This is a genomic window from Paenarthrobacter ureafaciens, assembly GCF_004028095.1.
GTDB classification, from domain to species: domain Bacteria; phylum Actinomycetota; class Actinomycetes; order Actinomycetales; family Micrococcaceae; genus Arthrobacter; species Arthrobacter ureafaciens.
In genome coordinates this window covers 151,953-170,468 of sequence record NZ_SBHM01000006.1, presented here as the reverse complement: position 1 = coordinate 170,468, position 18,516 = coordinate 151,953, and the positions used below count along the sequence as shown (strand labels likewise).

Here is an 18,516-nt window from a genome sequence, read left to right as displayed (position 1 = left end):
CATGCGAAAGGAATGCTGTGCTGCGCACACATGACCTCGGATCACTTCGTTCCGAGCACATTGGACAAACCGTTACCCTGGCCGGCTGGGTGGGCCGCCGCCGTGATCACGGTGGTGTTGCATTCGTCGACCTCCGTGACGCGTCCGGCGTGGCCCAGGTGGTTGTCCGCGAGGAAGAAGTGTTCCACGGGCTCCGGAACGAATACGTCCTGCAGGTGACGGGTACCGTCAGCAAGCGTCCGGAGGGCAATGAGAACCCTGCGCTGGCCACGGGAGAGATCGAAGTCATCGCGGACAAGGTGGTGATTCTTAACACCTCCGATCCCTTGCCGTTCCAGATTGACGAGCACGTGGAGGTCGGTGAAGAAGCCCGCCTGAAGCACCGTTACCTGGACCTCCGCCGTCCCGGTCCCGCCCGCAACCTGCGGCTGCGTTCCGAGGCCAACCGCGTGGCCCGCGGAATCCTCCACGAACAGGGCTACGTTGAAATCGAGACGCCCACCCTGACGCGTTCGACCCCTGAAGGTGCGCGCGACTTCGTGGTGCCGGCACGCCTGGCTCCCGGATCCTGGTACGCGCTGCCGCAGTCCCCGCAGCTGTTCAAGCAGCTCCTCCAGGTCGGCGGTTTCGAGAAGTACTACCAGATCGCGCGCTGCTACCGCGATGAAGATTTCCGTGCCGACCGTCAGCCTGAGTTCACGCAGCTGGACATCGAAGCCAGCTTCGTCGACCAGGACGACATCATTGCCTTGGGCGAAGCGATCGTTAAGTCCCTGTGGCAGCTGATCGACGTCGAGGTTCCCACGCCCATCCGCCGCATGACCTACCTGGACGCCATGGCCAAGTACGGCTCCGACAAGCCGGACCTTCGTTTCGGCCTGGAGCTGACGGAGCTGACCGAGTTCTTCAAGGACACCAACTTCGGCGTGTTCAAGGCCCCTTACGTTGGCGCCGTGGTCATGCCCGGCGGTGCTTCCCAGGCCCGACGCGCCCTGGACGCCTGGCAGGAATGGGCCAAGCAGCGCGGCGCCAAGGGGCTGGCCTACGTCCTGTACAAGGAGGACGGTGAGCTTGCAGGTCCCGTCGCCAAGAACCTCACGGAGCAGGAACGCGCCGGACTGGCGGACGCCGTCGGTGCCAAGCCCGGCGACTGCATCTTCTTCGCTGCCGGCGAGAAGGGCGCTTCCCGGTCCCTGCTGGGTGCCGCGCGCGTGGAGATCGGTCACCGCACCGGCCTGATCGATCCGAACGATTGGGCTTTCGTGTGGATCGTGGACGCTCCGATGTTCGAGCCGGCCGCGGCCGCCGTCGCCTCCGGTGACGTAGCCGTGGGCGCCGGCCAGTGGACTGCGGTCCACCACGCCTTTACCTCGCCGAAGCCGGAGTTCATGGAGACCTTCGACAAGGACCCCGAGTCGGCCTTGTCCTACGCCTACGACATCGTGTGCAACGGCAACGAGATCGGCGGCGGTTCCATCCGTATCCACGAGCGTGAAGTCCAGGAGAGGGTCTTCCAGCTCATGGGACTGGACAAGGAAGACGCTGAAACCAAGTTCGGCTTCCTGCTGGAAGGCTTCAAGTTCGGAGCACCTCCGCACGGTGGAATCGCCTTCGGCTGGGACCGCGTTGTGGCCTTGCTGGCCGGCGTGGAGTCGATCCGCGACGTCATCGCCTTCCCCAAGACCGGCAACGGCTTCGACCCCCTGACGGCGGCTCCGGCACCGATCACCGCGCAGCAGCGCAAGGAAGCCGGCGTGGACTTCAAGCCCGAAGCCAAGCCCGTTTCCAAGCCGGCTACCCCGTCCGAGTAAGCAAAAGCCCGGACGACTCCGCAGGCCCCCTGTCACGTGCAGGGGGCCTGCGGCATTTCCGCCACCCTCATCAGGCAGACCGTAACCAGGCGGACCCCACCAGACAGACAGTAACCAGGAAGAGCGGGCCACCATGCTCAAGGCCGGAGAGCCAATAGACCAGGAGTCCCTGGAAGAACTCATGGATGCGGCGTGGCCGGCTTTGGAACATGCCGAAGCAGGGCCGTGGATCTTGCGGGCATCGGAAGGGGTGACCCAGCGGGCCAACTCCGTGTGGCCCCGCGGTGCAGTCGCCCATACCGGGGAGGTCGCGGACGCGCTCCGCAGCGCCGCCGACTGGTATCGGCGGCGAAAGCTCCCGTTGATCCTCCAGACCTTCGATGACGCCCGCAGCGAAGCCCTTCACGACGTCCTGGATACGCAGCGGTTTACGCGGCAATCGGAAACGCTGATCATGGTCCGGGGTGCGGAGCCCTTGGCCCCGGTGCCGCAAAGTCCGGCCCAGCAAGGTCCGGCCCGGCCCGGCGTAGAGTTGTCCGGGGTACCGACGGAGGATTGGCTTCGGCTGTGGTGGGCCGTGGATGGCCGGGGCGGGGAACGGGAACTCGCCGTTGCCCGGGAAATCCTTTCCGGTTGCCCGTCCATTTACGCTTTGGCGAGGGACGACGACGGCAACCCGGCCGCCGTCGGACGCCTTGCCTTGGTTGGCGGTCGGGGCGGTATCTACTGCATGGCCACGGCGGCGGGCCGGCGCAGGCAAGGTCTTGGTTCGATAGTGCTTGCCGCTTTGCTCGAGGAGGGGACCAGAGTGGGCCTGGACGGGTTTTGGCTTCTGGTGACGTCGGCAAACACAGGCGCCCGGCGCCTCTACGAAACGGCGGGCTTTCTCCGGCAAGGCAGCTATCTTTACCGTCAGGCACCCTTGCGGCGCGCTCCCGGCGGTTGCTGAGTGGGCTAACGCGGGGGATCAGTTACGGTGATCCGTATCGAGCAGGCATCGGTGGCCGCCTTCGCCAGAACAGCGGTCTTGGGTTCCTGCACGTCCAGCAGGGCAAGGCGCGTCCTGGTGGCGAATGGCTTGGCCGGCCCTTGATTCAGGACCTGGTCCACCAGGGTCTTGTCGCCCCCCGGGACGATGTATTCGATGCGGTGGGCTGCGAAGATCGCGCCGATGTGGAGTGCTGCCGCTTCAACCAGGGCATCTGCCTGGTTGGACCGGCGACGGGCAAAGCGTTGCTGGGACTGTCCGCCGGCAGACGTGCGTGACTGCACATAGCGGTTACCGCTTTTTGACGCGAGGATCCGTGACCCCGATGCCGCGGCGACGGCGAAACCGCCCCGCCGGATAAGCACAATCCCGAGCCCGCGTTCCTGGCTGGCCAAAGCCGCCAGCCGATCGAGGTCCGTGGCGCCGCGGCCCGGGCGTCCGTCCACCGGCCACGGGGCCCTGAGCAACGCCTCGGCTCCATCGGCTGCGCGCAGAAGGAGGCCGTCGTCGTCGAAATCCTCCTCCACCTGGCCGTGGCTGGCGGAAAAGCGTTCCACCCAACCGTGGAGTCGGGATGCGGGTACCAGGGCGGTGCGGATGGTGGTTTGGGAATCCCTGCGTTGCGGGCCGGGGGTTTGGGGCTCCACGCGAAATGTCTCCTTTATTGGAACTATGAGTAGCCTATCCATGTGGAAGATCTCTTTGGTTCCGGCGCTGCCAGTGATGACGAGTCAGAGGACTCCGCCGCCGCGGGACCTCTCACCGACGCCGGCTGGATGGCTTCGCAGCGTAGCCCCCTTGCCGTGCGGATGCGGCCGCGGACCTTGGACGACGTCGTGGGCCAGCAACATTTGCTGGGTCACGGATCGCCGCTGCGGCAGTTGGCGGCCGGAGCCGAGGCCTCAGGTCCCGCCGGCCCCAGTTCGGTCATCTTGTGGGGACCTCCCGGAACAGGAAAGACCACCTTGGCGCACGTGATCGCCAGGGGGCCCGGGCGGAAATTTGTTGAGCTGTCCGCGATCACTGCCGGCGTCAAGGACGTCCGGCGCGTGATGGACGAGGCTTTGACCGCAAGGGACCTCTACAAGAAGACGACCGTCCTGTTCCTTGACGAAATCCACCGGTTCAACAAAGCGCAGCAGGACGCCTTGTTGCCCGGCGTCGAGAACCGCTGGGTAGTCCTCGTGGCCGCAACTACGGAGAACCCATCCTTTTCAGTTGTTTCGCCGCTGCTCTCCCGGTCGCTCCTTCTGACCCTGAAACCCCTGACGGATGACGACATTTCAGGTTTGCTGCAGCGTGCAGTCGCGGACGCCCGCGGACTTGCAGGCCGCGTGGAACTCAGCGAAGAAGCCTTGGAGCATTTGGTCCGCCTGTCCGGCGGCGACGCCCGCAGGGCCCTGACCGCTTTGGAGGCGGCCGCGGGAGTAGCGTTCGGTGACGCTGACGCCGTCGGGCCTGAGATGTCCGCCACCGACGACGGCGAACGTGGGGTCGGCGAACCCGGCGAGGGCGAACCCGGCCTCGCCGGCGACGGCGCACCGGATGCTCCCGTGCTGGTGGAACTGCGCCACACGGAGCGGGCCCTTGACGCCGCAGCGGTCCGTTATGACCGTGCCGGTGACCAGCACTATGACGTCGCCAGCGCATTCATCAAGTCCATCCGGGGCTCGGACGTCGATGCTTCGCTGCATTACCTGGCCCGCATGCTCGAAGCGGGGGAGGACGCGCGCTTCGTGGCGCGCCGCATTGTGATCTCGGCAGCGGAAGACATCGGCATGGCGGATCCCACCGCGCTGCAGACGGCTGTGGCAGCAGCCCAGGCGGTTCAGTTGATCGGCATGCCGGAGGGCCGGATCATCCTGGCCGAAGCGGTGGTCCACCTGGCAACCGCGCCCAAATCCAATGCGGCGTATATGGGCATCAACAAGGCCATAGCCGATGTCCGGGCAGGATACGGTGGAAGCATCCCCATGCATTTGCGGGATGCCCACTACCCGGGCGCCAAGCAACTCGGCCATGGCAAGAGCTACAAGTACGCCCATGATGAGCCGCACGGCGTGGCAACGCAGCAGTACCCGCCGGACGACCTCGTCGGCAAGGACTACTACCAGCCCACGGCCAACGGGGCTGAGCGGGACATCGCCGCGAGGCTGGAACGCTTGCGCCGGATAGTGCGGGGGCAATAACCCCCAAGGCCCGGCGCCGGCTCCGGGTTCCTGCGGGGTAGGCGCTGCGTGGTAGGATATTTCTTTGTCTGGCATGACCCGACGCACAAATCCCTGAAGATTTCTTCGATGGTGCTGTGCCGTGGGCCAGTAGCAAGTGGCAGCGGTTGGCCGATGCTCTCCCTGATGGAGGCCAGTAACACCAACACACCGCAGTAATTTGGAAGGACACAAGTGGCTAACAACACTCGTGCTCGCCGTACCGCACGCCTTTCGCGTGCACTCGGCATCGCTCTGACCCCCAAGGCCGCCAAGTACATGGAGCGCCGCCCGTACGGCCCCGGTGAGCATGGCCGTGCCCGCAAGAAGCAGGATTCCGACTACGCCGTTCGTCTGCGCGAAAAGCAGCGCCTGCGCGCCCAGTACGGCATCCGCGAAGCCCAAATGACCCGTGCCTTCGAAGAAGCACGCCGCACCAAGGGCCTGACCGGTGAAAACCTCGTTGAGCTGCTGGAAATGCGCCTCGACGCCCTCGTGCTCCGTGCAGGCTTCGCCCGCACCATCGCACAGGCCCGCCAGCTGGTTGTGCACCGCCACATCCTGGTTGACGGCGTCCGCGTTGACCGCCCGTCCTTCCGCGTCGGCGAAGGCCAGCTCATCCACGTCCACAGCCGCTCCGAGGTCATGGCTCCGTTCCAGGCAGCAGCTGCCGGTGCCCACGTCCTGGCCACCACCCCGCCGTACCTGGACGTCAAGATCGACGCCCTGCAGGCACGCCTGGTTCGCCGCCCGAAGCGCTCTGAGGTCCCCGTGATCTGCGAAGAGCAGCTCGTCGTCGAATTCTACGCACGCTAAATTTCAGCAGCGTATCCAAAGAAGCCCGTGGCCAAGCCGCGGGCTTCTTTGTCTTTGAACTCCATGCTTCGCAGGTGAGGCGAGGCTTCCTTTGTCTGTAATGTACTGGGGGAGGCCTTGGCCGCCGCGAAGGCGGGTTGAGGCAGTGCAACGATCCTAGGAGATGAGTTCTATGTCTGGTGGCGACATCGCCGGCCTGATTGCAGCAGGGGTTTTTGCGCTCCTGGTTCTGTTGCTGGCAGTGCCTATCCTGAAGCTGGGCGGCGTCTTTGACGAAGTCCGTACGTCCATCCGTTCCATCAGCGACGGCGCGACGCCCCTCATGGACGAGGTGACAGCGACCGTTTCCACCACCAACCAGCAACTGAAGAAGGTTGATGGCATCGCGTCGAACGTCTCGGACGCCTCCGCGAACATCTCTGCCTTGTCGTCGCTGGTTGCGGCCACTGTGGGTTCTCCGCTGATCAAGGTAGCCGCTTTCAGTTATGGCGTGCGCTCTGCTCTCGCATCCAAGCGCACAACGTCCTCCGGCCGCCGCAGCCGCTGAATCCGCACGGCCGCTTGACTGCAGCCTGAATACTCAAGGGAGACACGTCGTGAAGAGAATTGTTTGGATGGGAATCGGCGTTGCCATCGGTGTCATTGCCTTCCGGAAGGTCACCGAAGCGCAGGCGAACATCGGTCCTGACGGGCTGAACCGGGCTGTCGGACGCTTGGCCGATGGCTTGTTCGATTTCGCCGATGCTGTCCGTGCAGGCATGCACGAACGGGAGGCGGACCTGAGGTCGGCCCTGGGTATCGACGCCCCGGACTCCGGCAAGCGGTAGCGGCAGGTTCGCACGCGGGCCCGCAACAGGGCAGAATGGATAGCTGCGGAACGGCACCGGCCGGAACCGCGCACAACATGTGCAGTGAATTGAGAAGGGTAAGTAATCAGCCAATGAAGTCGCAGGAGATCACCAAGCGCTGGGTGGACTTTTTTGTCAGCAAGGGTCACACAGCCGTTCCCTCCGCGTCGCTCGTTTCCAGCGACCCGTCACTTCTCTTCACTGTGGCCGGAATGGTGCCGTTCATCCCTTACCTCACCGCGCGCGAAGAGCCGCCCTACAGCCGGGCAACGAGTGTCCAGAAGTGCATCCGCACAGGCGACATCGAAGAAGTCGGCAAGACCGCCCGCCACGGCACGTTCTTCCAGATGTGCGGCAACTTCTCCTTCGGCGACTACTTCAAGGAAGACGCCATCAAGTTCGCTTTCGAGCTGCTCACCAAGAGCGTCGACGACGGCGGCTACGGACTTCCGGCCGAACGCCTCTGGGTGACTGTCTACGAGGAAGACGACGAAGCCAAGGAGCTGTGGCTCAAGAACACGGCCATCCCTGCTGAGCGCATCCAGAAGATGGGCAAGTCGGATAACTACTGGCACACCGGCCAGCCCGGTCCTGCAGGTCCCTGCTCGGAAATCTACTACGACCGTGGTCCGGATTACGGTGTCGAGGGCGGCCCTGTTGCCGACGAGAACCGGTACATCGAGATCTGGAACCTCGTTTTCATGCAGTACCAGATCGAGAACGTCCGCTCCAAGGTGGACTTCGACATCGTTGGCGAACTGCCCAACAAGAACATCGACACCGGCCTGGGCATGGAGCGTCTTGCGATGATCCTCCAGGGCGTCGAGAACATGTACGAGACCGACCAGGTCCGGCCCGTGATTGACAAGGCAGCCGAACTCTCCGGCAAGGAATACACTTCCGCCGAAACGGATGAAGATCCGCACCACACCGACGACGTCCGTATGCGTGTTGTTGCAGACCACATCCGTTCCGCCCTGATGCTCATTGCCGACGGGGTTGCCCCGTCGAATGAAGGCCGTGGCTACGTTCTTCGTCGTTTGATCCGCCGCGCCGTCCGGGCCATGCGCCTGCTGGGTGTGGAGTCCGCCTGCCTCCCCGAGTTGCTCCCGGTCTCCCGCGATGCCATGAAGGGTGTCTACCCCGTGGTCGAGACGGACTTCGCCCGGATCAGCCGCATCGCCTACGCCGAAGAAAAGGCATTCCTCCGCACCATCGCCTCAGGTACCGCACGGCTGGAAGATGCCGTAGCGGAATCCAAGGCTGCCGGCGTTCCGCTGTCCGGCGCCGAAGCCTTTACCCTCCATGACACGTACGGCTTCCCGATCGACCTGACCTTGGAGATGGCCGAGGAAGCGGGCCTGAAGGTTGATGAGGCCGGATTCCGTGCCCTCATGCTCGAGCAGCGCCAGCGTGCCCAGGCAGATGCCAAAGGCAAGAAGGGCGGCCACGCCGACCTCAGCGCTTACCAGGAAATGCTGGGTGAAGGTGAAACGGTCTTCACCGGGTACGAAGAACTGGAAGGTGAGTCGAAGGTCCGGGGCATAGTCACCGGTGGCCAGCGGGTTGCCCATGCCTCCACCGGGGACGAGATCGAGCTGGTCCTCAACGAAACGCCGTTCTACGCCGAGGCCGGCGGGCAGGCAGCGGATACGGGCCTGATCACCGGCGACGGCTTCGTCGTCGAGGTCCTCGATGTCCAGCGTCCCGTCAAGGGACTGAGCGTCCATAAGGCGATTGTTCGTGAAGGTGAAATTGCCGGCGACGCCGTGGTTCGTGCCGCCGTCGACCGTGAACGCCGCCACGCCGCTGAGCAGGCACACACTGGAACGCATATTGTGCACGCCGCCCTGCATCAGATCCTGGGGCCGGAAGCAACCCAGCGCGGTTCGTTCAACAAGGCCGGCTACCTCCGCTTTGACTTCGCCTGGGGCGAAGGGCTGAGCGCTGCCACGCGCTCGGAGATTGAGGAAGTTTCCAACATCGCGATCCGCAATAACTTCCGCGTCGACACCAAGGTCATGGGCCTTGCCGAAGCAAAAGCGCTGGGCGCCATGGCGCTGTTCGGCGAGAACTACGGCAGCGAAGTCAGGGTTGTGGAGATCGACGGCGCCTGGTCGCGCGAGTTGTGCGGTGGTACCCACGTCTCCAACACCTCGTTGATCGGCAGCCTCTCGCTCTTGGGCGAGCAGTCTGTCGGTTCCGGAAACCGCCGCGTTGAGGCGTTCGTGGGCTTGGATGCCTTCCGGCACCTGGCTGCCGAGCGCGCCCTCGTCACCGAGCTCACCGAGCTGCTGAAGGTACCGTCCGGACAACTGGCCGACCGTATCTCCAGCACACTGAACAAGTTGAAGGCGACCGAGAAGGAACTTGACCGGCTCCGCAAGGAACAGCTGGCGGCTGCAGCGGCCAACTTGGTGGGTTCGGCCCGCGACGCCGCAGGCGTACGCGTGGTTGCCCACGACGCCGGCCAGGTCGGCGGCGCGGATGACCTCCGCAACCTGGCCCTTGACCTTCGCAACCGCCTGGGTTCGGAAGCCTCAACGGTGGCCGTGGCCGGCGTGAGCAACGATCGTCCCATCATCCTCGTTGCCACCAATGAGGCAGCCCGCGAAGCCGGTGTCAAAGCCGGTGCGCTGGTTCGCCTCGCCGCCGGGATCCTCGGTGGTGGCGGCGGCGGCAAGGACGACGTTGCCCAAGGCGGCGGCACCGACGCTGCAAAGGTCTCCGATGCCCTTGCAGCCGTGTTTGACGCGATAGCCAAGCGCTGATTGTGAGTTCCACTACCGATGCCGGCGTCTATCCCCGCGGCACCAAGCTGGGGGTGGACGTCGGCACCGTCAGGGTTGGGGTTGCCGTGTGCGATCCCGATGGAATCCTTGCCTCCCCGCTCAAGACCCTCAGCCGTGACCTCAAGAAGAACTCGGATGTACGGGTCCTGGTGAAGCATGTCATCGAGCAGGAGGCAGTCCAGGTTTTCGTGGGCCTGCCACGGACCATGAAGGGCGAGGAGCGCGGCTCCGCTCAGATGGCTGTGGAGTACGCCGAGCTGCTCGCGGACGCGTTGGTCCAGGCGGGTGTGAGGGTGCCGGTCAACTTGGTCGACGAGCGCTTGACCACCGTGACGGCGCACCGCAACCTGCGTGAAGCTGGCATGAGCAGCAAGAACCACCGTAAAGTGGTTGATCAGGTTGCTGCTGCTGGAATACTGCAGCACGCGATCGACATGCAAAAAGCCAGAGGAACGGACGTTGGCCGCCGCGTGCAGGCGCCGTCGCAGTCCGATGCATCAGGCGGTGCCCCAACACTGCCGGCCTCCTCAGGCAGCCAACCTGATTCTTCTACGAGGGGACTGCAACTGTGAGCCCGGTCAATAACGACCCCTCCAGCACCGGTGGCGGCAGTATGCCGCTGACCCGCAAAGAACTGCGGGCACGCGAGCGATTCCTCGCCACGCAGAACCAAAACGTCGTACCCGTTCCGGAAGCGACTCCAGGAGCGGCCGGTGCCCCGGCTGCGGATGAGCCGGACCTTCCCCGTCCTGTACCTGCGGTCCCCAATGCCGCAGCTGTACGACGGGATGTCCAGGCGGCGCCGGCGCCCCAGCGCGAGCCAGTGGTGCCTCCCGCCCCGGCAGCCGCACCTAAGGTCGCTCCAGCAGCCCCGGAGCGCGAGCCCGAGCCGCACGACGAGACCCAGGCCCATGGTGCGGCCACTACGAGCCTTCCGGCGGTTCCCGAAGCAGCCCCGGGCCAGGACCGCGCTGGGCACGATGGTCCTGTGCATCAGGATGGCGCAGCCCACGATGGCGCGGACCACCATGCGGATGCTGCCCACCACGACGACGCAGCCCACCACGACGACGCAGCCCACCACGGTTACGCAGAGCACCACGACGGTGCAGTCCACCACGGTTACGCAGAGCACCACGACGACCATCATGACGCGCACGCCCATGATGACCACGCGCATGAGCTCATCACCACGGTGGAAACCCCCGTTTCCAAGGCCGCTGCCCGCAAGGCCCGCCGCCGCCGTCGGGTTCTGGCTCTGCTGATCACGCTGGCTGTCTTCGTCACCGCCATTGTGGTGGGTGCGCAGTTCCTCAAGCCGCTTCTGGGTATGGACAAGGTGACGGACTACCCCGGACCGGGCACCGGCTCCGTCACCATCACCGTTCCCGAGGGAGCCGGCCCCAAACAGGTGGCCGCGGAACTCGCTGCGAACAAGGTGGTTGCCGACCCGGATACCTTCGTGAAAGCGTTCCTCAGCGAAGGCGGCGAATTGTCGCCGGGCGAGTTCACCTTCCGCACCGAAATGAAGAATTCCGACGCCGTGGCGGTCCTGTCCAACAAGGACGCTTCCAAAGTCATCTACTTTGCTTTGAGCGCGGGCCTGCGTATCAACGAGTCCCTCGAGGCCATTTCCAAAGGCTCCGGAATTCCCCTTCAGCAGCTGAACGGTTTCAACCAGGCGCCCAGCCAGTTCGGGCTCCCTGCCAAGGCAAAGAACCTTGAGGGCTTCCTGGCCCCCGGTGAATACCGATTCCCCCTGGGAACCTCCGGCAAGGACATCATCCAGACGCTGGTCACTGCCACGTTGGATGAGCTCAAGGCCCAAGGAATCACCGATCCCGCCAAGCAGTATGACGTTGTGACGATCGCCAGCATCGTCCAGGCCGAGGGTGGCCAGGCGGACTACGGAAACGTCGCCGGCGCCATCTACAACCGCTTGAAGCCCAATAACACGGAAACGAACGGCCTCATCCAGTCGGACGCCACGGTGACTTATGGGCTGGGCAAGAAGTCCTTCCACCTCACCGAGGAAGAGAAGGCGGACAAGTCCAACACGTACAACACCTATGCGAATACGGGCCTGCCCGCCGGGCCGATCGGTTCGCCGGGCAAGACTGCCATCGACGCGGCCGCCAAACCCACGCCCAACGATTACCTCTACTGGGTAACCATCAACCTGGACACCAAGGAGACCAAGTTCTCCAAGACGCTGGCCGAGCACAACACCTACGTTGAGCAGTACAACGCATGGTGTGCGGCCAACGCGGGTCGGTGCGTGTGAGCCGCCGGGCAGCAGTCCTCGGGCATCCGATTTCACATTCAAAATCCCCGGCGATGCATACTGCGGCCTACGCAAAGCTGGGCGTGGACATTGGTTACACCGCAATAGACCTGACGGCGGACATGCTTCCGGTATTCATGGAATCGGTCCGGGCGGACGAGTCATGGTGCGGCCTTTCGGTCACCATGCCGTTGAAGACCGCAATGGTCAGGGAAGTTGACGAGGTCAGGGGAGCGGCAGCCCACCTGGGCGTCCTCAACACCGTTGCTTTCGAGAACGACGGCGGCTCGGTCCGGCGGGTCGGGTACAACACCGACGTTGCGGGGATCGTGGAGGCGGTCAGGTACGCCGGCGTCGCGACGAGCCCACATGGCGCGGTGCTTGGCGGCGGTGGAACCTCTGCAGCCGCGATTGCGGCACTCCGCGGGTTGGGGGCCGACCACGTTGACGTCTTTGTCCGCGATGTCTCCCGGGCCAGCGACGCCGAAGCCGCTGCTGCCGCCGTCGGAATCGGCTTGTCCGTCAGGCCGCTGGTCCAGGCGGCAACCGCCATAGCCGGTTCGGACCTGGTGATTTCCACCTTCCCGCCGCGGGCAGCGGATGGCCTGGCAGATGAACTTGGCGCCCTGCCCGGAACCTCGGGCGGGGTGTTGCTGGATGTGGCCTACGATCCCTGGCCCAGCCGGCTGGCCGAGCAATGGCACCGGCATGGGGGAGTCGTGGTCCCGGGCCTGGAGATGCTGATGTACCAGGCGGCAGAGCAGATCCGGCTTTTCAGCGGCTGCACGGTGGATAGCGCCGTCATAGATGTGATGTGCGACTCAGTCGGACTTCCCCGACGAGTCTTCTAGAGGCCTTACATGGCAGGATTGGTTATATGTTGCGTTGGTTGACAGCCGGTGAATCCCACGGTCCGGCTCTGATCGGAATTGTTGAAGGCGTGCCGGCCGGTGTTGAGCTCACCAGCGGGCAGATCCGTGACGCCTTGGCCCGCCGTCGGCTTGGCTACGGCCGCGGTGCCCGCATGAAGTTCGAGCAGGATGAAGTAACGATCGTCGGCGGTGTCCGCCACGGCATCACCCAGGGCGGTCCGGTTGCCATCCAGGTCGGCAATACCGAATGGCCCAAATGGGAACAGATCATGTCGGCCGACCCCGTGGACGCCGGGCTTCTGGCGGACCAGGCACGCAATGCGCCCCTGACCCGTCCCCGTCCGGGGCATGCTGACTTCACCGGCATGCAGAAGTACGGCTTCGATGAGGCCCGTCCGGTCTTGGAACGAGCCAGTGCCCGGGAAACGGCCACGCGCGTAGCCCTTGGAACCGTCGCCGCCCAGTTCCTGAAGCAACTGGGAATTGAACTGGTCAGCCACACAGTCTCCATCGCCAGTGTGTCCGTTCCTGAAGGCCGTCCGTTGCCGTCGCCGTCCGATGTCATTGCTTTGGATGCGGATCCGTTGCGTTGCTTTGATCGTGAGACGTCCGACGCCATGGTGGCCGAGGTGGACGCAGCCCATAAGGAAGGCGAGACCCTTGGCGGTGTCGTCGAAGTACTGGCCTACGGACTTCCGCCGGGGTTGGGCAGCTACGTCCATTGGGACCGCCGCCTCGATTCCCGGTTGGCTGCCGCCCTGATGGGCATCCAGGCCATCAAGGGCGTCGAAGTGGGCGATGGTTTCCTCACCGCTGCCCGGCGGGGCTCCGCCGCGCACGACGAGATCGTCAAGGATGAAGACGGCAAGATTGTCCGCCGGACGAACCGTGCAGGTGGCATCGAAGGTGGCATGAGCATCGGCGAGGTACTCCGTGTCCGTGCGGCCATGAAGCCCATTGCGACTGTTCCTCGTGCCCTGCGCACCATCGACGTGAGCACCGGCGAGCCGGCCAAGGCGCATCACCAGCGTTCTGACGTCTGTGCCGTGCCTGCTGCAGGCGTCGTAGCCGAAGCAATGGTGGCCCTGGTGCTCGCGGAAGCCGTCATGGAAAAGTTCGGTGGTGACTCGGTGGCGGAAACCACGCGCAACCTCCAGGGCTACCTGAACAGCATCCCGGCAACCTTGGACTCGGTCGGACGCTAGTGGCTCCCGTCATGGCGGGCGGCACTTTTGCGCGCCCACTTGTCCTCATCGGACCAATGGCGGTAGGGAAGTCAGCCATCGGCCAGCAGTTGGCGCAGCAGCTGGACATACCGTACGTGGATACCGACGCGGTGGTGGTTGCTGCCCATGGCAGCATTGCCGATATTTTCGCGGGTCGGGGAGAGCATGCCTTCCGCGAAATCGAAGCCCGGACTGTGGCAAAGGCCATAGAAGCCGCCAAACAGCGCCAAACCGTCATATCCTTGGGTGGTGGCGCCGTCCTGGATTCCGGGACTCAGCAGTTGCTCGAAGAATGCACTGTTATCTACCTGGAATGTGACGCTGCCACAGTTGCGGACCGGATTGCCAGGAATACGGCAAGGCCACTGCTGCAAGGCGATGCAATGTCCCGTTGGGAAGCGTTGTTTGCCGCGAGGCAGCCCGTCTATGAGCGCCTGGCAGATATCGTCATGGATGTTCGTTCCGGATCCGTAGCGGAAATCGCCCTCCGGCTGGAGGAGCGGCTGCGCGAGCACGCAGCCCTGGAAAAGGAAGCTGAGAAGTGAGCAACGAAGCAACTGTCATCAAGGTCACGGGAGAATCCGCGTCGGAGAACTACGACGTCGTGGTGGGCCGCGGGCTGTTGGAAACGCTGCCCGAAAAGCTGGGGGAGCGGGTTCGCCGGGTCCTGGTGATCCACCCTCGTGCCCTCAGGCTGACCGGCGACACTGTCCGGGACGAACTTGAGTCTGCCGGCTTCACCGCCCTGACGGCCGAAATCCCCGACGCCGAAGAGGGAAAGCACATTCAGGTTGCCGCCTTCTGCTGGCAGGTGCTGGGACAAAACGACTTCACCCGTTCCGACGCGATCGTGGCTGTTGGCGGCGGAGCCGTAACGGACCTCGCCGGTTTCGTAGCGGCTACGTGGTTGCGGGGTGTCAAAGTCATCCACATGCCGACCTCGCTGTTGGGCATGGTCGATGCAGCCGTTGGCGGCAAGACCGGAATCAACACCGCCGAAGGCAAGAACCTCGTGGGCTCCTTCCACCCGCCTGCCGCCGTCCTGGCTGACCTGGATACGCTCCAGACCCTCCCTAGGAACGAACTTGTTTCCGGCATGGCCGAGGTCATCAAGTGCGGGTTCATTGCCGATCCCGCCATCCTTGACCTCCTTGAGAAGAATACGGACGCCGTCACTGATCCCGGGTCCGAGGTGGTCCGTGAGTTGATTGAGCGTGCCATTGCGGTCAAAGCCAACGTGGTGTCGCAGGACCTGAAGGAATCCGGACTCCGGGAGATCCTTAACTACGGCCACACCCTGGGCCACGCGATCGAGCTTGTGGAACGGTACTCCTGGAGGCACGGCGCAGCTGTGTCGGTCGGCATGATGTTCGCGGCAGAGCTGTCGCGCAGCGTTGGCCGCCTTTCAGACGCCGACGCTGACCGCCACCGCACCATCCTGGAAAGTCTTGGCCTGCCGATCACCTACCGCAGGGACCGCTGGCAGGGTCTCCTGGACGGAATGCGCCGGGATAAGAAGTCCCGCGGCGACCTCCTCCGCTTCGTTGTCCTTGATGGCATCGCCAAGCCCGGCATCCTCGATGTTCCGGACACTTCGCTGCTCTTCGCCGCCTACCAGGAGATCGCATCATGACCGCCACTTTGGCTGAAGGCATCAGCGATTGGCCTACTGCCGGATTCCCCGGGGTACGGATGAATCCGGACACGTTGTTGCCGGTGGTTGTCAATGAGGATGCGCTGGAGACGGCGCTGGCTGCCTCGGTGGACCCCGCGGACCGCATCATGGCTTTGCTCCTGGACAACCAGCCCAAGGAAGCAGCCGAATTGTTGGCAGAAGCCCGGTACAAGAATCCCGAGTCGTTCCGTCTCCGAATTTTCGAGGCAGAGGTCCACCGTGCCACCAACCGCATGGACCGGGCGATCCAGCTGTACAAGCAGTTGCTTCATGAAGTGCAGGGCAGCTCAAAAGAGGCCGTCGTCCATCAGTACCTTGGGCGCGCGTACTTCGTCAGCGGCAATGCGCTTGCCGCGTCCGAAGCCTTTGCAAAGGCCCTCGACCTCCGCGTGGCAATGTCCGCCGACGCGGCCTTGATCTACTCCTCGGCAGTGGCCCTGCAACGGGCACGCAATGTCCTGGAGCTCGCTTCCTAAGCATCGTTGTGGAAACCCCGCGCGTGCCGCCCTCCGTTTGCCGGTAGAATGGTTCATGGATTTTTGATAAATACGCGCTGGCCGGCCAAAGTGGCGTGCCGGCTTGGCATACGGCTGGAAGCTGGACATCAGCCAGGACCAGTGAAATTAACCAGAGGATACGAGTGGCAACCACAAACGACATCAAGAACGGAACCGTACTGAAGCTCGAGGGCCAGCTCTGGAACGTCATTGAGTTCCAGCACGTCAAGCCGGGCAAGGGCGGCGCCTTCGTTCGAACCAAGATGCGGAATGTTATGTCCGGCAAGGTAGTGGACAAGACGTTCAACGCCGGCCTCAAGATCGAAACCGCAACTGTCGACCGGCGCGACTACCAGTACCTGTACCAGGACGGCGAAGACTTCGTCTTCATGGACACCAGCGATTACGACCAAATCCACGTTTCGGGCGCGACAGTCGGTGACGCCACCAACTTCATGCTTGAGAACCAGATGGTCAACATCGCCATCCACGAAGGCACCCCGCTTTACATCGAGCTTCCGCCGAGCGTCGTGCTGGAGATCACCTACACCGAGCCGGGTCTCCAGGGTGACCGTTCCTCCGCAGGCACCAAGCCTGCAACTGTGGAGACCGGTTACGAGATCCAGGTTCCGCTGTTCGTCGAGCAGGGCACCAAGGTCAAGGTTGATACCCGTGATGGCAGCTACCTGGGCAGGGTCAACGACTAGTGAGTGCCCGCGGTAAGGCCCGTAACAGGGCACTTGAAGTACTTTTTGAGGCTGAGCAGCGCTCGGTTTCAGCTTTTGATGCGCTCAAGGCGCGTCGGGAGAAGACTGACCTTGTTGTGAATCCGTACACGGTCGAAATCGTGGAGGGGGTTGTCTCCATGCAGCCCACCATCGACGAGTTCCTGCAAACCTATGCGCAGGGCTGGACTCTTGAACGCATGCCGGCGGTGGATCGCATCATCCTCCGCATTGGTACGTGGGAACTTCTTTACAACGACGACGTTCCCGATGGGGTCGCTGTGAGCGAGGCCGTAGCCTTGGCGAAGACCATGTCCACGGACGAGTCCCCGGCCTTCATCAACGGTTTGCTGGGCCGCTTGCAGAAGCTCAAGCCGTCGCTGTTGGCGTAAGAACCGATTTACTTCTGCATACTTGGTGCCCCTTGGAATCCGGCCAGTCCGGACTCCAAGGGGCATTCTGCGTTATGAACGGTTACAGGAGCACCGCTGACCGTAGCCCGGGTATCCGGCGCAGCTGTTCAAGTTCATCGTGTTGGTGGACATGGACGTCCCTGCCGCTGAGGATGCGCTGGCGGGTGAAGGCGAGGGACGTCGCCGCCTTGATGAACGCCCGCATCTGTGCGGCCCGGCCGCGTGAGGATGCCCAGCCAAGGGCCTGGCGCCTGCCCCGGGGTGTAGCCAGCATGTCCACCTCCGCCGGCGTGAACCACCCGGCGCGGGCATATTCCAGCAACCGTTGACGGGTCAGTTTTCCTTCGGCCATGCGAAGGAAGACTATTCCAAGGACGGCCACCAGGAAGATGGGGACCTGGACGACGAAGTATTCAACCAGGAATCCCTGGCCCATGCTGTTCCAGCGGTTATGCAGGAACATCGCAGGCAACAGGCCCACGAAGAACGCCAGAACCGCGTACCCCGAGTGCCACTTCCTCGCCGCGAAACCCATGATCAAGCCGGTGGTTCCCGTGAATATTGCGTGCGCAAAAGGAGACATCACGCCGCGGAGGATGAAGATCCGGACAAGGTCGGTCCCGGGGTCGGACGAAGAAGCGATCTCCCGTCCGAAATAGAGGATGTTCTCGGTGAACGCGAAACCCGCGGCGATGGTGAAAGCGAACACGACGCCGTCAACGGGTCCGTCGAAGTACTTCCGGGCGGCGAATATCAACAGGAGGAGTCCCAGCGACTTACTGAACTCCTCGACGATCGGTGCCTGCACGGTGGCCATGAAGTAGCTGTAGGCGTCCTCGCTGGTGGTGGGCGCCGCGAGGGCAAATAGCGGTTGGATCAGGAGCGTCGCCGCAATGGAGACAGCCGCTCCCCACGTGAAGGCAAACCACAGAAGCCGTTTGGGTTCCGGCTCCCAGCGGTCGATCCACCGGACCGTCAGCAGGACTATGGACAGCGGAATCAGCGATGCGATGAAGCCGATGATGAAGCCCGCCAACCCGGTGTTGCCCAGGAGGAACGGAACAACCAGGAGAAGGCTGCCGAAGGCCAGGATGCCGCCGACAAGGAGCAGTGGCAGCAAACCGGCAGAACGGCGCTGCATGCCTTGGGGTGCGACTGCCCACGATTGGTTTCCCAACGGTGCGGGGTTGCCCGGAGCGGGCTGGTAGTTGCCGGGCTGGATGTGGCCGATCCAGGTGGGGTTGGCCCCGGGCTCCACGAACGGCCGGGGATAGGGCCGTTGTCCATCATGGCGGCCTGGTTGGTTGCTGCTCATGGGTCCGAGCCTATGCCACGCCTGTGGTGTGACCTTAAACTCACCCA

At 63.7% G+C, this 18,516-nt stretch carries 18 protein-coding genes; 16 read left to right on the top strand and 2 right to left on the bottom strand.

From position 1 onward, the window contains the following. Positions 1 to 17: 17 nt before the first annotated feature. Complete coding sequence (aspS, locus tag AUR_RS01865) at positions 18 to 1,811, top strand: aspartate--tRNA ligase (RefSeq protein WP_062096934.1); 1,794 nt, start codon at positions 18 to 20, stop codon at positions 1,809 to 1,811. A gap of 133 nt (positions 1,812 to 1,944) precedes the next feature. Further along, positions 1,945 to 2,760 carry a GNAT family N-acetyltransferase gene (locus AUR_RS01860; protein WP_062096933.1) on the top strand — a complete coding sequence of 272 codons (816 nt, stop codon included), beginning with the start codon at positions 1,945 to 1,947 and terminating at the stop codon, positions 2,758 to 2,760. Positions 2,761 to 2,765: 5 nt separating this feature from the next. On the opposite strand, the gene AUR_RS01855 is transcribed toward AUR_RS01860, so the two are convergent. Then, entirely contained in the window at positions 2,766 to 3,446 is a 681-nt protein-coding gene (locus tag AUR_RS01855) for an acVLRF1 family peptidyl-tRNA hydrolase (protein ID WP_241650841.1), read from the bottom strand. Positions 3,447 to 3,488: 42 nt separating this feature from the next. Between AUR_RS01855 and AUR_RS01850 the strand changes: the two genes are divergently transcribed. From AUR_RS01850 to nusB, 14 genes are all read left to right on the top strand, one after another. Beyond that, positions 3,489 to 4,988: a replication-associated recombination protein A gene (locus tag AUR_RS01850; RefSeq protein WP_062096932.1), complete on the top strand. Its 1,500-nt coding sequence runs from the start codon at positions 3,489 to 3,491 to the stop codon at positions 4,986 to 4,988. Positions 4,989 to 5,201: 213 nt separating this feature from the next. Beyond that, positions 5,202 to 5,822 (top strand): 30S ribosomal protein S4, encoded by a 621-nt coding sequence (rpsD, locus tag AUR_RS01845; RefSeq protein ID WP_021470614.1) that lies wholly within the window; start codon positions 5,202 to 5,204, stop codon positions 5,820 to 5,822. A 172-nt stretch (positions 5,823 to 5,994) separates the two neighbouring features. Further along, positions 5,995 to 6,369: a DUF948 domain-containing protein gene (locus AUR_RS01840; protein ID WP_021470613.1), complete on the top strand. Its 375-nt coding sequence runs from the start codon at positions 5,995 to 5,997 to the stop codon at positions 6,367 to 6,369. Positions 6,370 to 6,436: 67 nt separating this feature from the next. Next, the gene (locus AUR_RS01835; protein ID WP_021470612.1) at positions 6,437 to 6,649 is read left to right on the top strand and encodes a hypothetical protein; all 213 of its coding nucleotides are present in this window, start codon (positions 6,437 to 6,439) and stop codon (positions 6,647 to 6,649) included. Positions 6,650 to 6,762: 113 nt separating this feature from the next. Then, positions 6,763 to 9,441 (top strand): alanine--tRNA ligase, encoded by a 2,679-nt coding sequence (alaS, locus tag AUR_RS01830; protein ID WP_062096931.1) that lies wholly within the window; start codon positions 6,763 to 6,765, stop codon positions 9,439 to 9,441. A gap of 2 nt (positions 9,442 to 9,443) precedes the next feature. Then, positions 9,444 to 10,034 (top strand): Holliday junction resolvase RuvX, encoded by a 591-nt coding sequence (gene ruvX, locus AUR_RS01825; protein ID WP_128397031.1) that lies wholly within the window; start codon positions 9,444 to 9,446, stop codon positions 10,032 to 10,034. Continuing rightward, on the top strand, positions 10,031 to 11,746 hold the full coding sequence (gene mltG / locus AUR_RS01820) for an endolytic transglycosylase MltG (RefSeq protein WP_128397030.1): 1,716 nt from the start codon (positions 10,031 to 10,033) through the stop codon (positions 11,744 to 11,746). Before ruvX ends, mltG begins: the two co-directional genes overlap by 4 nt. Continuing rightward, on the top strand, positions 11,743 to 12,597 hold the full coding sequence (locus AUR_RS01815; RefSeq protein WP_062099208.1) for a shikimate dehydrogenase family protein: 855 nt from the start codon (positions 11,743 to 11,745) through the stop codon (positions 12,595 to 12,597). The genes mltG and AUR_RS01815 overlap by 4 nt, the downstream gene beginning before the upstream one ends. 26 nt (positions 12,598 to 12,623) lie before the next feature. Continuing rightward, positions 12,624 to 13,823 carry a chorismate synthase gene (aroC, locus tag AUR_RS01810; protein WP_021470607.1) on the top strand — a complete coding sequence of 400 codons (1,200 nt, stop codon included), beginning with the start codon at positions 12,624 to 12,626 and terminating at the stop codon, positions 13,821 to 13,823. An 11-nt stretch (positions 13,824 to 13,834) separates the two neighbouring features. Beyond that, positions 13,835 to 14,389: a shikimate kinase gene (locus tag AUR_RS01805; protein ID WP_031215973.1), complete on the top strand. Its 555-nt coding sequence runs from the start codon at positions 13,835 to 13,837 to the stop codon at positions 14,387 to 14,389. Then, positions 14,386 to 15,477, top strand: coding sequence for a 3-dehydroquinate synthase (gene aroB, locus AUR_RS01800; RefSeq protein WP_062096928.1), 1,092 nt, complete (start codon positions 14,386 to 14,388; stop codon positions 15,475 to 15,477). Before AUR_RS01805 ends, aroB begins: the two co-directional genes overlap by 4 nt. Next, positions 15,474 to 15,995 carry a tetratricopeptide repeat protein gene (locus AUR_RS01795; protein WP_021470604.1) on the top strand — a complete coding sequence of 174 codons (522 nt, stop codon included), beginning with the start codon at positions 15,474 to 15,476 and terminating at the stop codon, positions 15,993 to 15,995. Before aroB ends, AUR_RS01795 begins: the two co-directional genes overlap by 4 nt. 164 nt (positions 15,996 to 16,159) lie before the next feature. Then, the gene (gene efp / locus AUR_RS01790; protein WP_021470603.1) at positions 16,160 to 16,723 is read left to right on the top strand and encodes an elongation factor P; all 564 of its coding nucleotides are present in this window, start codon (positions 16,160 to 16,162) and stop codon (positions 16,721 to 16,723) included. Then, complete coding sequence (gene nusB / locus AUR_RS01785; RefSeq protein ID WP_021470602.1) at positions 16,723 to 17,133, top strand: transcription antitermination factor NusB; 411 nt, start codon at positions 16,723 to 16,725, stop codon at positions 17,131 to 17,133. Before efp ends, nusB begins: the two co-directional genes overlap by 1 nt. An 82-nt stretch (positions 17,134 to 17,215) precedes the next feature. Here the strand turns inward: nusB and AUR_RS01780 are convergent, their stop codons facing one another. After that, on the bottom strand, positions 17,216 to 18,469 hold the full coding sequence (locus AUR_RS01780; protein WP_170828604.1) for a PrsW family intramembrane metalloprotease: 1,254 nt from the start codon (positions 18,467 to 18,469) through the stop codon (positions 17,216 to 17,218). Positions 18,470 to 18,516: the final 47 nt, after the last annotated feature.

Bases quoted from the DNA above. Each gene is read 5' to 3' on its own strand.
- AUR_RS01780 (WP_170828604.1), bottom strand. From the start codon at position 18,469: ATGAGCAGCAACCAACCAGGCCGCCATGATGGACAACGGCCCTATCCC.
- AUR_RS01835 (WP_021470612.1), top strand. From the start codon at position 6,437: ATGGGAATCGGCGTTGCCATCGGTGTCATTGCCTTCCGGAAGGTCACC.
- AUR_RS01795 (WP_021470604.1), top strand. From the start codon at position 15,474: ATGACCGCCACTTTGGCTGAAGGCATCAGCGATTGGCCTACTGCCGGA.
- AUR_RS01840 (WP_021470613.1), top strand. From the start codon at position 5,995: ATGTCTGGTGGCGACATCGCCGGCCTGATTGCAGCAGGGGTTTTTGCG.
- AUR_RS01805 (WP_031215973.1), top strand. From the start codon at position 13,835: ATGGCGGGCGGCACTTTTGCGCGCCCACTTGTCCTCATCGGACCAATG.
- aroC (WP_021470607.1), top strand. From the start codon at position 12,624: ATGTTGCGTTGGTTGACAGCCGGTGAATCCCACGGTCCGGCTCTGATC.
- alaS (WP_062096931.1), top strand. From the start codon at position 6,763: ATGAAGTCGCAGGAGATCACCAAGCGCTGGGTGGACTTTTTTGTCAGC.
- AUR_RS01860 (WP_062096933.1), top strand. From the start codon at position 1,945: ATGCTCAAGGCCGGAGAGCCAATAGACCAGGAGTCCCTGGAAGAACTC.